Annotated in this window: 14 protein-coding genes and 3 tRNA genes; 15 read left to right on the plus strand and 2 right to left on the minus strand. The window is 43.2% G+C overall.

Annotated elements, in window-relative coordinates; translation table 11 throughout:
• Positions 1-71: 71 nt before the first annotated feature.
• The gene (locus D0T92_RS03495; protein WP_151050262.1) at positions 72-1,721 is read right to left on the minus strand and encodes an ABC1 kinase family protein; all 1,650 of its coding nucleotides are present in this window, start codon (positions 1,719-1,721) and stop codon (positions 72-74) included.
• 186 nt (positions 1,722-1,907) lie between these two features.
• Here D0T92_RS03495 and D0T92_RS03500 point away from each other — a divergent pair, with 186 nt between their 5' ends.
• From D0T92_RS03500 to miaB, 9 genes are all read left to right on the plus strand, one after another.
• Positions 1,908-2,486: a C40 family peptidase gene (locus tag D0T92_RS03500; RefSeq protein ID WP_151050264.1), complete on the plus strand. Its 579-nt coding sequence runs from the start codon at positions 1,908-1,910 to the stop codon at positions 2,484-2,486.
• Positions 2,487-2,496: 10 nt separating this feature from the next.
• Complete coding sequence (locus tag D0T92_RS03505) at positions 2,497-2,709, plus strand: hypothetical protein (RefSeq protein WP_151050266.1); 213 nt, start codon at positions 2,497-2,499, stop codon at positions 2,707-2,709.
• A gap of 255 nt (positions 2,710-2,964) precedes the next feature.
• Positions 2,965-3,306, plus strand: a complete 342-nt coding sequence (locus D0T92_RS03510; protein ID WP_151050268.1) for a CidA/LrgA family protein — start codon at positions 2,965-2,967, stop codon at positions 3,304-3,306.
• Positions 3,303-3,995, plus strand: coding sequence for an LrgB family protein (locus D0T92_RS03515; RefSeq protein ID WP_151050270.1), 693 nt, complete (start codon positions 3,303-3,305; stop codon positions 3,993-3,995). Before D0T92_RS03510 ends, D0T92_RS03515 begins: the two co-directional genes overlap by 4 nt.
• Positions 3,996-4,140: 145 nt before the next feature.
• A complete protein-coding gene (gene moaA / locus D0T92_RS03520; protein ID WP_151050272.1) occupies positions 4,141-5,115 on the plus strand; it encodes a GTP 3',8-cyclase MoaA in 975 nt (324 codons plus the stop codon).
• Between the two features lie 208 nt (positions 5,116-5,323).
• Positions 5,324-5,833, plus strand: a complete 510-nt coding sequence (gene luxS, locus D0T92_RS03525; RefSeq protein ID WP_151050274.1) for an S-ribosylhomocysteine lyase — start codon at positions 5,324-5,326, stop codon at positions 5,831-5,833.
• A 387-nt stretch (positions 5,834-6,220) separates the two neighbouring features.
• On the plus strand, positions 6,221-6,697 hold the full coding sequence (locus tag D0T92_RS03530) for a pyridoxamine 5'-phosphate oxidase family protein (RefSeq protein ID WP_151050276.1): 477 nt from the start codon (positions 6,221-6,223) through the stop codon (positions 6,695-6,697).
• A 464-nt stretch (positions 6,698-7,161) separates the two neighbouring features.
• A complete protein-coding gene (locus D0T92_RS03535; RefSeq protein ID WP_151050278.1) occupies positions 7,162-7,545 on the plus strand; it encodes a hypothetical protein in 384 nt (127 codons plus the stop codon).
• A gap of 20 nt (positions 7,546-7,565) precedes the next feature.
• Positions 7,566-8,891, plus strand: coding sequence for a tRNA (N6-isopentenyl adenosine(37)-C2)-methylthiotransferase MiaB (gene miaB, locus D0T92_RS03540; protein WP_151050280.1), 1,326 nt, complete (start codon positions 7,566-7,568; stop codon positions 8,889-8,891).
• A 173-nt stretch (positions 8,892-9,064) separates the two neighbouring features.
• On the opposite strand, the gene D0T92_RS03545 is transcribed toward miaB, so the two are convergent.
• Positions 9,065-10,072 carry an IS5 family transposase gene (locus tag D0T92_RS03545; protein ID WP_151049527.1) on the minus strand — a complete coding sequence of 336 codons (1,008 nt, stop codon included), beginning with the start codon at positions 10,070-10,072 and terminating at the stop codon, positions 9,065-9,067.
• 210 nt (positions 10,073-10,282) lie between these two features.
• On the opposite strand from D0T92_RS03545, the gene trhA reads away from it, so the two are divergent.
• From trhA to D0T92_RS03575, 6 genes are all read left to right on the plus strand, one after another.
• A complete protein-coding gene (gene trhA / locus D0T92_RS03550) occupies positions 10,283-10,909 on the plus strand; it encodes a PAQR family membrane homeostasis protein TrhA (protein WP_151050282.1) in 627 nt (208 codons plus the stop codon).
• Positions 10,910-11,004: 95 nt separating this feature from the next.
• Positions 11,005-12,840, plus strand: a complete 1,836-nt coding sequence (uvrC, locus tag D0T92_RS03555) for an excinuclease ABC subunit UvrC (RefSeq protein ID WP_151050284.1) — start codon at positions 11,005-11,007, stop codon at positions 12,838-12,840.
• A 396-nt stretch (positions 12,841-13,236) separates the two neighbouring features.
• Positions 13,237-13,803 (plus strand): CDP-diacylglycerol--glycerol-3-phosphate 3-phosphatidyltransferase, encoded by a 567-nt coding sequence (gene pgsA / locus D0T92_RS03560; protein WP_151050286.1) that lies wholly within the window; start codon positions 13,237-13,239, stop codon positions 13,801-13,803.
• A gap of 87 nt (positions 13,804-13,890) precedes the next feature.
• Positions 13,891-13,966 (plus strand) — tRNA-Gly (locus D0T92_RS03565).
• Between the two features lie 30 nt (positions 13,967-13,996).
• A tRNA-Gly gene (locus D0T92_RS03570) sits at positions 13,997-14,072 on the plus strand.
• A gap of 18 nt (positions 14,073-14,090) precedes the next feature.
• Positions 14,091-14,166 (plus strand) — tRNA-Gly (locus D0T92_RS03575).
• Positions 14,167-14,212 lie beyond the last annotated feature (46 nt).

A 14,212-nucleotide genomic window follows, 5' to 3' on the forward strand; every position in this document is an offset into this window, starting at 1 on the left:
CAAGTTAAAACCATTAAAGTTCGCAGTTTACTCCAACCGCTGTTTGCTTAATAGTCTTAATGCTATTCTATTTAATGTTTACCTGATCGCCAAATCGACCAGATAATCCAAATACTGTTGCCCAATGCCAAGAGATAACCAATAAACCCCAACCATTTTGGACCGGTTTCTATGCTCATCACGATTGAAGAACCGATAATTAATGCTGCAGTGACTATGCCCATAGTCATGCGGTTTGTCGCATGATCAATTTGATGGCTAAGTTGGTTGAAATGTTTGAAATCAAGATGGATGCCGACCTGGCCTTTTTGTAGGCGGCGGCTGAGGCGGAAAATATTTTGTGGCAGCTCATCTAAAGCTTGGGCAATGGTTTGTGCGTGTACTTTACTTTTTCGTAATAGATATTCAGATGAAATACGTTCATTGAAAACTTCTTCAACAATTGGTTTGGCTTGTTCGAGCAGCTCAACACTGCCATCTAGCCGCTTAACCACGCCTTCAAGAGTAATCAGTGTTTTAAATAACATGACCAAGTCCCCTGGCAATGTTAAGCTATGGCGGCGCATGAGTTGGGTAATATCGTTGATAACTTGACTGATTCGTAAATCACGTATTGGTGTGTGTTCGTAATTTAATAACATTTCCAATACGTCGGCACCCAGCAGGTTTTCATCAGGTAAGTCACCTTGTGCCCAATTGCTCAATACATATTGCATGGTAAATTGATCATGGCGGGTGAGTGCATTAATCAGGCGCACGATTTCTCGGCGGCGCGTATTACTGAGATGGCCGACCAGCCCGAAGTCGATAAAGGTAATACAACCATTGTGGTTGATAAAAATATTACCGGGATGTGGATCGGCATGGAAAAAACCTTGTTTCAATATCATAGTGAACAGGGTGTCGGTAATCTGTTTTGCCAGATGGCGGCGCGTATCTGTATCAAATGTTTCGGACGGTATATTTTTTAATAAAGTATCGCTGATATATTCTTGTACAAGAATATGCCGGTTGGAATATTCTTGATACACTTTGGGAATATGGACAAAATTATCTTTTTCGAAAGTCGAAGCAAACCGCTGCATATAGCGTAGCTCAACTGACAAATCGGTTTCTTTCGCTAAGCTGCGGGAGAAATACTGTACCATTTGCACGGGTCGGTAACGTCGTGTTTCAGGAATTTCTGATTCAATAAGATTAGCTAAATGGGTTAAAATACGCAAATCCGCCTGAATGGTGGATTCGATATCGGGTCGTTTGATTTTAACGGCAACAGTCTCACCATTTAATAGTTCGGCGCGGTGTACTTGGGCGATAGAGGCGCTTCCGATAGGAGTTGGATCGATATTTTTAAATATTTCCCCGATAGGCCGTTCCAGATATGATTCGATAAATGTGCGGATATCGGCTGTTGGAATGGGGGTAACATTACTTTGCAGCTGTTCAAATTCCTCAATCCATTCGGCGCTGAAAATATCTACACGGGTAGAAAGTACCTGACCGAGTTTAACAAATGTCGGTCCCAATTCTTCAAACGCCATACGGAAACGGCGGGGCGTACTCATATAGCGGCTTGAGGGATCGGGATGGGTATCAATGGTACCTTGATAAGACAATTTGATACGTTGTACAAATTCGCCCAAACCGTATTTGCTCAAAATGCCGATAATCTCGCGCATACGTGGGAAGTCGCGCATGGCAAGTAATGTTGGAATCATCATAGCTTTTGCTGTATCTTAGCGGCTGATTTCAGAATTTAATGGTTATTTCACAAAAAATAGGTAAACATTGCGTTATCATTCCAACTTTGTGGCAGATAAAACGGCAATGTATTATCTCAATGTCTATACAGAATAACATAAAAGACAGGTAAGACTGTCTGAAAAGTAATACACGGAATATTATAGATGAATAATTTTAAACGATTGTTTGCTACTACTGTTACAACCGTGTGCTTAATGTTGGCAGATATACAACTCGCGCATGCCGACGAAATTGAAAACTTATTACGTTTACAAGCACAAGATGGATTCGTACAAGCGGTAGGTCATCAGGATAGTGAAAGTCAGAGTATTAGCGGCAGTGATGCCGATGATTTAATTAAAAGTGCAATGGGGCTGCTTGGAGTAGCTTACCGCTACGGCGGCAGTTCTGTCCGTACTGGTTTTGATTGTAGTGGCTTTATGCAGCATATTTTCAAAAACAGTATGCAAATTAATCTGCCGCGCACTTCGGCACAACAAGCCAAAATGGGTGTGCATGTCAACCGTAGTGATTTGCAACCGGGTGATATGGTATTTTTCCGAACAATGGGTAAAGGGCGCATTTCACATGTTGGTCTTTATATCGGTAACAATCGTTTCATTCATGCCCCTCGTACCGGTAAAAATATCGAAATTACCAGCTTAAGCAATAAGTATTGGAATTCGAAATATGCTTTTGGCCGTCGTGTAAAAAAAAATGACCCGTCACGTTTTTTAAATTAAAGGGGCAGTCATGAGTATGCCGGAAATGCCGAAATGGTATGGCGATGATGGTGAAATCGTTTCCTGTACCGAAAAAATCAAAGTCATGACTGAAAATATGACCGAACTTTTTCAGACGGCTCAAGATACGTTTGAAGATGCTTTGTTGATGGGGTGTAGTGAAGCACAATTGCGGGAATATTTGCAGCGTTTGGTTGATGGTGTAGAAAATCCTTATAAATAAGCTGATAGCATTAAGATTGGCTCTGCCGTTTGCCCATAGTATTTATAATATAGGCTGTGATACGCCGGCAAAGATAGGCCGTCTGAATAATATTTATTTATGATAGCTAAATTATCCGTTGATAATTTATATGGTAGAGGATTTATCTACCTGTTTTCTTTTATATTCTCACATCCTTTCAGACGGCCTCATTGCTATTGTTAGACTATTATCATAAAAAGATTGAGAGAAAAGGAAAAGAGGAGCACGCCAGTAATGATTAGGTCGTTAAGTATTATTTTCGGCTTTTTGGCCGTGGGTGAAGCCGTTGTTTATTTAACAGGTGTTAAGCTGCCCGGTAGTATTATCGGCATGGGGTGTTTGTTTGCCGCATTACATTTGGGTTGGGTGAAAACGGCATGGTTGCAACAGATGGTTGATGTGCTCATGGGCAATTTGTCACTTTTCCTTGTGCCACCCTGCGTGGCCGTAATGAGTTATTTGGATTTGGTACAACGGGATTTGTTGTCGATTGTAACTGCAACTGTGGTCAGCACGTTTTTGGTGATGTTTGTTACTGGTAAGGTACACGAATTAATGCGGAGGTTTTGGTCATGACCATATTCTCCAATCCCGCTTTATTATTGTTTATTACCGTTACTGCATATTGGATTGCCAATGTATTGCGCGTACGCACAGGTAGTTTTTTGTGCAACCCTGTGGTTTTAAGCACTATTACAGTGATTCTTTACCTAAAAATATTTGATATTAATTATGATACTTATCACGAGGCTGCCGGATTTATTGATTTTTGGTTGAAACCGGCGGTTGTATCGTTAGCCGTTCCACTTTATATCAATTGGAAAAAAATCCGCAGCCAATGGTTGCCGATTATCGTTTCTCAGGCGGCAGGCAGTGTTACCGGTATTATTACTGGTGTTTACATTGCCAAATGGACAGGTGCAGGGAGAGAGGTGGTGTTATCGTTGGCTGCAAAATCGGTGACCAACCCGATTGCCATCGAAATCACCCGTGCCATCGGCGGTATTCCTGCGCTTACTGCGGCTACTGTGATTTTGGCCGGTATGATGGGGCAGATGGTAGGCTTTAAGCTGATGAGTGCCAGCACTATACGTATGCCGACTTCTCAAGGTATTTCGATGGGTACCGCTTCACATGCGATGGGGATTGCTGCTTCGTTGGAACGCAGTCGGAAGCTGGCTGCTTATGCCAGTCTCGGTCTGATTTTTAATGGTGTACTGACAGCTATTTTGGTGCCGATTTTGATTCCGCTATTGGGTATTTGATGTTTTTGTGTCTATAAGGATAGGCCGTCTGAAACTTTTCAGACGGCTTATCCTTATAAAGAACTAGTTTCTAATTATAATGCAGCATTAACAAAAACGTTAAATAGGATACAATGACGATAAACCATACACTACGAGCATGTTTATGTTAACCGACGCATTCGGCCGCACCGTAGACTATCTGCGTATTTCCGTGACCGACCGTTGCGATTTACGCTGCACCTATTGTCTGCCTAAGGGGTTTAAAGGTTTTGCTGTCCCCAAAGATTGGCTCAGTATTGAAGAGTTGGCACGTGTTGCCTCTGCTTTTGCGCGCTTGGGCACCAAACGGTTCCGCTTAACCGGCGGGGAACCGCTGTTGCGTAAAGGTTTAACACAACTGGCCGCTGAAATTAACAATCAGCCGGGGGTGGAAGATATTTCCCTGACAACCAACGGTACCCAATTATTCAAACATGCCCAAGCGCTTCGTCAGGCCGGTGTGCGCCGCCTTAATATCAGTTTGGACAGTTTGCGTCATGATTGCGTGAAAGACATTACGGGAACGGATTGTTTGCCACAGGTGCTTGAAGGCATTAAAGCTGCTAAAGAAACCGGTTTTGAGCGGATTAAAATCAACATGGTGCCCCTTAAAGGCATTAATGAATATGACTTGGACGATATGGTGGCGTTTTGTATTGAGAACGGTTTTATTCTCAATTTGATTGAAGCAATGCCGATGGGGGCTACCGGACAGGCGCATGCGAAAGTCAGCTTGCAGCCGGTGTTAACACAATTACAACAAAAGTTTGATCTAACCCCTTTTAACGGCACTATTGGTGGCGGCCCTGCACGTTATTGGCAAAGTAGCGACGGTGGTTTTACCCTCGGCTTGATTACGCCGATGAGCCAGCATTTTTGTGAAACTTGTAATCGTGTGCGTCTTTCCGCTACTGGTGATTTACACCTCTGTCTCGGTCAAGAAGATAAGGTTGCATTGCGCCCGATGCTGCGTGACGGCTGTAGTGATGATGAGTTGGAACAAGCGATTCGTAAAGCAGTGATGCGTAAACCCGAGAAACATGAGTTTGTGGAAAACCCGTATAAAATTATTCGTGTTATGGCGTTAACCGGAGGGTAAATAAAATAGCATGGTATGGTGGATAGGCCGTCTGAAATATTTCAGACGGCCTATTGGCTTAATATGGCTATGGCTAAAATTGAGATGGTTTTGTTTTTTTAATGCCTTATCAAAATCTTATTGTCAGGCTTGAATTTTCGATGGATTCCATAATATATCGTGTTATGATAAGGCTATTATGATACTGATTTAAAAAAGGAAGACCACTATGCCGTTGCTTGATAGTTTTAAAGTAGATCACACCCGTATGCAGGCGCCTGCCGTACGTATTGCCAAAACCATGCGTACGCCGAAAGGTGATGATATTACTGTTTATGATCTACGTTTTTGTGTGCCGAATCAGGAAATTTTATCGGAAAAAGGTATCCATACCTTGGAACATCTATTTGCCGGCTTTATGCGCGAACACTTAAATGACGATAATGTCGAGATTATCGATATTTCGCCGATGGGTTGCCGAACCGGCTTTTATATGAGCCTGATTGGCACGCCGGAAGAAGAAAAAGTTGCGTCGGCATGGTCGGCTTCTATGGAAGATGTTTTGAATGTGCAAAGCCAGAAAGAAATCCCCGAACTGAATGAATACCAATGTGGCACTTATCAGATGCATTCTTTAATTGAAGCGCAAGATATTGCCAGAAAGGTATTGGAGCGCCATATTGGTGTAAATAAGAGTGAAGACTTAATGTTGGATGAGAAATTACTCGGTGCTGATTAACCATTATTATAATAAGATAAATTGGCTGTATGAAAAAACCTATACTTAATAGGGTGTCGATTAATACAAATAAGGAGCGGATGGGTTGTCCGCTCCTTATTTGTATTGAGAATAAAAGGATATATTGTAGAAATAGATTTGTCATTTTAAATTTGAAATAGAGTTTGAGTGTGGGCAAATGATTTATTCTAGCTAAGCACTATGAGCTTTAGCCCTAATTTTAGTCAAATTTCTAAAAAATTTATTACGGTGATAGAATTTAATTTTCTTTAAAAACATGTATATATGTATTTTTAACTTAATAAAAACAATTATCATTTGCAAAAAGTGATTTTTTGCGTATAATTCAATTCAACAACTCGCAAACAGACAAGCAAGGAGAGCAAAATGCCTGAAAGTATTTTTAAGCAAATTTCTCTCGATATTCTGAGATTGCATCAAAGAGCTGTTCATTCGCTGTTGGCAACACAATGCAGCGATTGCCCTGAAGTTTACGATACAGTTTTTGTGATTGTTGACGGAAGATATTATGTAGGATTGCCCGAAGAGTTGCAAAACGAACCATTTAAAGGCATCTTGCTGATTGAAAACGAAGATACGGAAACACGTTTAAGCTGGGTGGCAACAGCCCGTACAGTGAAGCGTAAAGAAAATACATATAACCGTGTGTTGAAGGCGTTACAGCGTCGTGTTCAATCCACAAAAGAGACATTTATACAGGCAGCCAATTTTTGTTTGTTGGAGCTGACGCCGCAGCAAGGTTGTCTGACTGTTAGTAACGAGAGAGATTATATGCTTTCACCATCTGATTTGATGAAAGCGCTGTATCCGGCAAAGCGTTCAGTTGAAGAATTTGCCTTGTAAAAGTTTTGGTAGTGGTTTGTGTTCCTTTTGCGCCCCCTCGTGGGGCGATTTTTTTTGTAAATTTTTTATTATTATAGCAAGGGAAATGGGGTGGTGAAACTATATAATGGCTGTCGATACCTAAATTTGAGTGATTTGTACCAATTTTGATACTACATATATAGCTGATAAAACATCGGTATAGGCAATATGTGCAGGGGTGGATAAAAAAATATATATAATGGAATGTATGGTTAAAATATAAAATAAGTGTGGTTAAAATTCACCATCTATCTGACTAAAAAACATTCAGACGGCCTGATGCTATTGTAGGCCGTCTGAATGCTTTTATATATGGTTATACACATAATATGGTGGCTATATTGATGGTTTTACCTTTAAATCTTCATTAAAAACAAGGGCTCGCTTATCTCGGTTGTGCTATAATCCGCCCTTGTCTTTCTCACTGATAACAAGAAAAAATCATGAAAAAAATACTTACAACCCTGTTTATTTTATTGTTTTCTTCTGTAGCATGGGCACAGCGTGCCGTGCCTGCCGATATGGATATCGCGATTTTGAAGCAAGTAAACTACCCACAGGTGGTGCTCAGTAATGGTGGTATTCCGTGGTTGAAAATCCTAACTTTAGGCTGGCTTGATAATAATGTTTCGGCTTTTAATACCACTCATGATTTGCGTATTAAAGACGAACGCAACCGTTTTATCGTACGGGGCAAACTGCCTTACCATACCGGTAAAACCGTTGCTCTGCGTCGCGATGCGGCTGGAAATATTACGGAAATATGGCTGCTGACCCCTGCGGAAAAACAGGCTTTTGAGCAGCGTGCCGCTATCCGACAACCTTAACCCTATTTGATAAGTTTGACATGAAAAAAGTATTTATCCGCACATTCGGCTGCCAAATGAACGAATACGACAGTGAAAAAATGTTGTCCGTATTGGCAGAAGGTGATGAATTAGTGCAAGTAAACGAGGCTGAGGAAGCCGATATTATCCTTTTTAATACGTGCTCTGTGCGAGAAAAGGCACAGGAAAAAGTATTTTCTGATTTAGGACGGGTAAAATCGCTCAAAACCAAAAATCCCAATTTGATTATTGGGGTGGGTGGTTGTGTGGCTTCACAAGAGGGTGAAACGATTATTAAGCGTGCACCTTATGTGGATGTGGTTTTCGGCCCGCAAACATTGCACCGTCTGCCTCAAATGATTGTGGATAAGGAAACAACCGGCCTTTCCCAAGTCGATATTTCGTTTCCCGAAATTGAAAAATTCGACCATCTGCCGCCTGCACGGGTGGAAGGCGGATCGGCTTTTATTTCGATTATGGAAGGCTGTTCGAAATATTGTAGTTTTTGCGTGGTGCCTTATACGCGCGGCGAAGAATTTTCCCGTCCGTTAAACGATGTTTTAACTGAAATCGCCAACCTTGCCCAACAAGGGGTTAAAGAAATCAATTTGTTGGGTCAGAATGTGAATGCCTATCGCGGTATGATGGATGATGGCGGTATTTGTGATTTTGCAACATTGCTACGCATCGTTCATGAAATTCCGGGTATTGAGCGCATGCGCTTTACCACTAGCCACCCGCGTGAGTTTTCGGATGCCATTATCGAGTGTTACCGAGACCTACCCAAATTGGTTTCACACTTGCATCTACCGGTACAAAGCGGATCGGATCGTGTACTAAGTGCCATGAAACGCGGTTATACGGCGCTGGAATATAAATCGATTATCCGCAAATTGCGGGCTATCCGTCCTGATTTATGTTTGAGTTCGGATTTTATTGTCGGCTTCCCCGGTGAAACGGAACGCGAGTTTGAGCAAACATTAAAACTGGTAAAAGACGTAGCATTCGACCTCAGCTTTGTATTTATTTACAGCCCGCGCCCTGGTACGCCTGCGGCCAACTTGCCGGACGATACCCCGCATGAAGAAAAAGTTCGCCGTCTGGAAGCGTTGAACGAAATTATTGAAGCGGAAACTGCGCGTATCAATCAAAGTATGGTCGGCACGGTTCAGCGTTGTTTGGTAGAGGGTATTTCCAAGAAAGACCCAGATCAGTTACAAGCCCGTACAGCCAATAACCGAGTGGTGAATTTCACAGGTAATCCGCGATTAATTAATGAAATGGTGGAGTTAACCATTACCGAAGCGTATACGTTCTCGTTACGTGGTGAAATTGTTACCCGTTGAGAAAGTATTGTATAGCTAATGAGGCCGTCTGAAACTTCAGACGGCCTGAGACCTTTGCGAAATAGTCCTTCACCCGACAGCCGAACTCCAAACACAGGATTTCGGCTGTTTTTGACCGCAATATCCCCTTTATTACTCCTCAGATGCCTAATTAATAGGCATCCGGCTGCCTTTTAGGCAGCAATAGGCGCACGTAGCCTGTTGGCCGCCTTCAACAGGTTCAAACATATCGCTTTCAGATGACTTTGCGCCGCTACTTTCTCCAGCCCGAAGTAGGCTGCCCGGGCATAGCGGAATTTACGGTGCAGCGTACCGAAACTCTGTTCCACTACATAACGGGTTTTCGATAAATATTTGTTGCGGCGGGTTTGCGCTTCCGTCAGCGGACGGTTGCGATGGGATTTACTCATAATGCCGTCTTTCAGTTTATATTCTTCCAGATACTTTCTGTTTTCCGCACTGTCATAACCTTTATCCGCATAGACCGTTGTCTCTTTGGCAATGCCTGCCAATAAAGGCAACAGATGTTTGCACTCATGGGCATTGGCCGCTGTAATATGCAGCTTCTCAATGTAACCTTCCGCATCGGTACGGGTGTGCTGCTTATAGCCTAATTGATGATGACCGTTCTTCTTCACCCAACGGGCATCTTTATCTTTGCTCGGTGTGGTTTGACCGGTTATCTCTCCTTCGCTATCAACCTCTATAGACTGACGTTGCTTACTGCCGGCCGTCTGAATAATCGTCGCATCAATAACGGCAGCCTGCGCCTTCTCTACCTTTAAGCCTTTCTCAGTCAGTTGGCGATTAATCAAATCCAACAGCTCGGCCAAGGTATTGTCTTGTGCCAGCCAGTTGCGGTAACGGCAAAGGGTACTGTGATCGGGAATATTCATCTCGTCAAAATGACAAAACAGGTTGAAATCAATACGGGTAATAAGACTGTGTTCGAGTTCGAGGTCGGAAAGACTGTGCCATTGGCCGAGTAAAACGGCTTTAAACATAGCCAATAAGGGATAGGCGGGACGGCCGCGGTGGTCTCGGATATAACGGGTTTTCTGACGATTCAGATACTGCTCTACCGGCTGCCAATCAATCACCTGTTCGAGCTTTAATAAAGGAAAGCGGTCAATGTGTTTGGCAATCATGGCTTGGGCGGTTTGCTGAAAGAACGTACTCATGAGAAATCCCTTAAATATCTTTGGTGAAGAATTTAAGGGATTTTTGGGGTTTTTGCAAAGGTCTCGGCCTTTGATTATCTTGAGCTGAGTGGTGTTCTTTATCGGACGAATTGCCCGTGCCTATTTAACCTGATTTTAATAGTGCACCTACTGCTTTTCTAAGGTGGAATCAAGTAAACTAGGCCTCTTTCAAAAATAAGAATTATTATTATGTATGTAGGTGAGCGTTTTAACGCATACAGCCATTTGGCGGGCACATTGCTTGCTGTTACCGGGCTGGTGTTATTGTTGGTAAAAGCTGCGGCAACGATGGATATTTATAAAGTAGTTAGTGCGGCGGCTTATGGTATGTGTTTGGTGATTTTGTATGCTGGTTCGACGGTTTATCACAGCGTGCGTAAACCGGAAACCAAAGCAATGTTGCAAAAGGTGGATCATTGTGCAATTTATTTATTGATTGCCGGTAGTTATACCCCGTTTAGTTTGGTGTCTTTACATGGTACATGGGGATGGTGGCTGTTCGGTATTTCTTGGGGATTGGCGGTTTTCGGTATCGCTCAAGAGTTGACCATCGGGCGCAAGAGTGAAAAACGGCTATTATCGCTAATTTTGTATGTGTTGATGGGATGGTTGGTAGTAGTAGCGATTTTCCCGCTGGTGCGTAACCTATCTTCGGCAGGGCTGTTTTGGCTGGTGTTGGGCGGCTTACTTTATAGCGGTGGCATTTATTGGTTTGTGAATGATGAAAAAATCAAACACGGGCATGGTATTTGGCATTTATTTGTGCTAGGCGGCAGCTTGGCACAGTTTATCAGTATTTATTTCTATGTGATTTAAACGTTTTGTTTATCTCATACTATTTATCTTACCATTCGCGACAAATATCGCTTTAACGTATAATTTAGGCCATCTGAACACAATATACCGATACCGTGCCTGAAGCTTTCGATTTAAATATTTTTTTAAAAAACCTGCCTAATCTGCCGGGTGTATACCGTATGCTCGACAGTAAAGGGCAGGTTTTGTATGTCGGCAAAGCGGTTAATCTTAAGCGGCGTGTTTCCAGTTATTTTCAAAAAAACGACCATTCGCCACGCATTATGCTGATGGTGAGACAGATTCATTCGGTCGAAACGACCGTGACCCGTTCGGAAGCGGAAGCTTTGATTTTAGAAAATAATTTAATCAAAGCGTTGTCACCCAAATACAATATTTTATTCCGTGATGATAAAAGCTATCCTTATTTGATGTTGAGCGGGCATGAGTTCCCGCAAATGGCCTATTATCGCGGTACCTTAAAAAAGCCGAACCAATATTTCGGCCCTTATCCCAACGGATATGCCGTACGCGACAGCATACAGATTCTGCAAAAAATCTTTCAATTGCGTACTTGTGAAGACAGTACGTTTCAACATCGCGACCGTGCCTGCCTGCTTTATCAGATTAAGCGCTGTTCGGGCCCTTGCGTCGGGCATATTTCTTATGAAGATTATCAAGAAAGCGTGCGGGAAGCGGCTACTTTTCTCAATGGGAAAACCGGCGAGCTGACACAAATGCTGCATCATAAAATGAACCAAGCCGCCGCCGCCTTGCAGTTTGAAGAAGCCGCCCGTTATCGTGACCAAATTCAGGCACTCGGCTTGGTTCAGAGCCAGCAATTTATCGACAGTAAAACCCCCAATAACCCCAACGATATCGACTTATTGGCGCTGGTGGTCGAAAAGGGTGGGGTATGTATTCATTGGGTCAGCATACGCGGCGGCCGCCATGTGGGGGACAAAAACTTCTTTCCCGATGTCCGTAACGATCCCGAACCGGACGGCCAAGACTATGCCGAGGCATTTGTGGCGCAACATTATTTAGGCAAGAGCAAGCCGGATATTATTATCAGCAATTTTACCCTACCCAAAGTGCTTCAGACGGCCTTGAGTGAAGAGCACGGCAAGCAAATTCAATTTGTTACCAAAACGATTGGCGAGCGTAAAGTATGGCTGAAGATGGCGGAACAGAATGCCCGCCTTGCCCTTGCACAACACCAATTACAACAAGGCAGCCGTCAAAACAGAATCGAAGAATTGGCAAGGATTCTGAATATGGATTCGGACAGCCTGCAACGCTTGGAATGCTTCGATATCAGCCATACGCAAGGTGAAGCGACCGTGGCGTCTTGTGTGGTCTACGACGACCACGATATCCAACCCGCACAATACCGCCGCTACAATATTACTACTGCCAAAGCGGGTGATGATTATGCCGCTATGCGCGAAGTGCTGACCCGTCGTTACGGTAAACTGGCCGAGGCGGAAGCCAACGGTGAAAGTGTGAAATGGCCGGATGCCGTATTGATTGACGGCGGCAAAGGGCAGGTTGGTGTAGCGGTAGAGGTATGGACGGAGCTGGGGCTGCATATTCCCATCATCGGTATTGCCAAAGGCCCCGAGCGCAAAGCGGGCTTGGAAGAGCTGATATTGCCTTTTACTGGTGAGACATTCCGACTGCCACACAACAGCCCGGCCTTGCATTTATTACAAACCGTGCGCGATGAGTCACACCGTTTCGCCATTACCGGCCATCGTAAAAAACGCGATAAAGCGCGTGTGACTTCTTCTTTAAGCGAGATACCCGGCGTTGGTGCCAAACGCCGTCAGGCATTGCTCACCCGTTTTGGCGGGTTGCGCGGCATTGTTGCGGCCAGTGTGGAAGATTTGGCACAAGTGGAAGGTATCAGTAAGTCACTGGCTGAAAAAATTTATGACAGCCTTCACTGAAATTCAAAGATAATGATATGGATAAATACGTAATGCAAAGACAATCCATACAACAATATTTCAGACGGCCTAAACGAATAACACAAGCTATCGTTTAAATTCGTTATAATCCACCATAAAAAATAGAATAAAAAAGTGTGCTAATCAAACAAGGCTGGTTGACTATCCGGAAATGTAGTAACGTAGGTAATATACAAAAACCTACTATCACATATTTTGAGCAGATGTAATAAGGATAGCTCTTTATTGAAAATATAATCAGGCATAGCAGTAGTGTTGGTCTGATTGATAACCGGTCATATTTGGAAGCCCTAATGGCAGCTTGTTGCACATAAGGCCGTATTTCAGAAATCTACAGCCATCTGGAAACACAAACCACAGAAAGCCGATTCAATTATGCCTTGGAATTTCCCCATTTTTCTTACTTGGATGCGTGTCTTGCTGATTCCGGTATTTACTATATTGTTTTATTTACCGGATAGTTGGTTAGACAGACAAACCGTTAATTGGGCTGCTGCCGCTATTTTTGCGGCTGCTGCTGTTACCGATTGGTTCGACGGCTTCTTAGCACGTCTTTGGAAGCAAACATCGGAATTTGGCGCTTTTCTTGATCCGGTTGCCGATAAACTGATGGTGGCCGTGGCTTTATTACTTTTGGTCAGCTTGGATCGTACTTATGTGATTTTTGCGATGATTATCATCGGTAGGGAAATCACCATTTCCGCATTACGTGAATGGATGGCACAAATGGGGCGGCGTAGCAGTATCGCCGTTGCCACCATTGGTAAATTTAAAACAGCGGCGCAAATGGTAGCCATTTTATTATTACTTATCGGACTGGAAGATTTTCACGGTTTGAACCTGATGGTTATCGGCAACATATTGATGTTTATTGCATCTGTGCTGACAATTTGGTCGATGTTCTATTATTTGAAAATGGCATGGAAAGAATTCGAGCATTAAACTTACACAAAATACTTGACAGTAATTTTTCAGATACTATAATAGCTTTCTCTTTTGCACAGCATGTGGTGCAGCGCAAAAGTTTAAGCGGGAATAGCTCAGTTGGTAGAGCGCAACCTTGCCAAGGTTGAGGTCGCGAGTTCGAGACTCGTTTCCCGCTCCAAAATTTTTATTTCAAATGTAATTTCTCAATGCGGGAATAGCTCAGTTGGTAGAGCGCAACCTTGCCAAGGTTGAGGTCGCGAGTTCGAGACTCGTTTCCCGCTCCAAAAGCTGCATTTGAATTTGCGGGAATAGCTCAGTTGGTAGAGCGCAACCTTGCCAAGGTTGAGGTCGCGAGTTCGAGACTCGTTTCCCGCTCCAAATTAAAATCAAGTCGTGAATACCACTTAAATCGGCTTGAATAGTT

This window comes from Neisseria zalophi, assembly GCF_008807015.1.
GTDB classification, from domain to species: Bacteria; Pseudomonadota; Gammaproteobacteria; order Burkholderiales; family Neisseriaceae; genus Neisseria; species Neisseria zalophi.

What these genes read in the sequence shown, in the direction of transcription:
- D0T92_RS03495 (WP_151050262.1), bottom strand. Translation starts at nt 1,721, where the DNA reads ATGATGATTCCAACATTACTTGCCATGCGCGACTTCCCACGTATGCGC.
- D0T92_RS03500 (WP_151050264.1), top strand. Translation starts at nt 1,908, where the DNA reads ATGAATAATTTTAAACGATTGTTTGCTACTACTGTTACAACCGTGTGC.
- D0T92_RS03505 (WP_151050266.1), top strand. Translation starts at nt 2,497, where the DNA reads ATGAGTATGCCGGAAATGCCGAAATGGTATGGCGATGATGGTGAAATC.
- D0T92_RS03510 (WP_151050268.1), top strand. Translation starts at nt 2,965, where the DNA reads ATGATTAGGTCGTTAAGTATTATTTTCGGCTTTTTGGCCGTGGGTGAA.
- D0T92_RS03515 (WP_151050270.1), top strand. Translation starts at nt 3,303, where the DNA reads ATGACCATATTCTCCAATCCCGCTTTATTATTGTTTATTACCGTTACT.
- moaA (WP_151050272.1), top strand. Translation starts at nt 4,141, where the DNA reads ATGTTAACCGACGCATTCGGCCGCACCGTAGACTATCTGCGTATTTCC.
- luxS (WP_151050274.1), top strand. Translation starts at nt 5,324, where the DNA reads ATGCCGTTGCTTGATAGTTTTAAAGTAGATCACACCCGTATGCAGGCG.
- D0T92_RS03530 (WP_151050276.1), top strand. Translation starts at nt 6,221, where the DNA reads ATGCCTGAAAGTATTTTTAAGCAAATTTCTCTCGATATTCTGAGATTG.
- D0T92_RS03535 (WP_151050278.1), top strand. Translation starts at nt 7,162, where the DNA reads ATGAAAAAAATACTTACAACCCTGTTTATTTTATTGTTTTCTTCTGTA.
- miaB (WP_151050280.1), top strand. Translation starts at nt 7,566, where the DNA reads ATGAAAAAAGTATTTATCCGCACATTCGGCTGCCAAATGAACGAATAC.
- D0T92_RS03545 (WP_151049527.1), bottom strand. Translation starts at nt 10,072, where the DNA reads ATGAGTACGTTCTTTCAGCAAACCGCCCAAGCCATGATTGCCAAACAC.
- trhA (WP_151050282.1), top strand. Translation starts at nt 10,283, where the DNA reads ATGTATGTAGGTGAGCGTTTTAACGCATACAGCCATTTGGCGGGCACA.
- pgsA (WP_151050286.1), top strand. Translation starts at nt 13,237, where the DNA reads ATGCCTTGGAATTTCCCCATTTTTCTTACTTGGATGCGTGTCTTGCTG.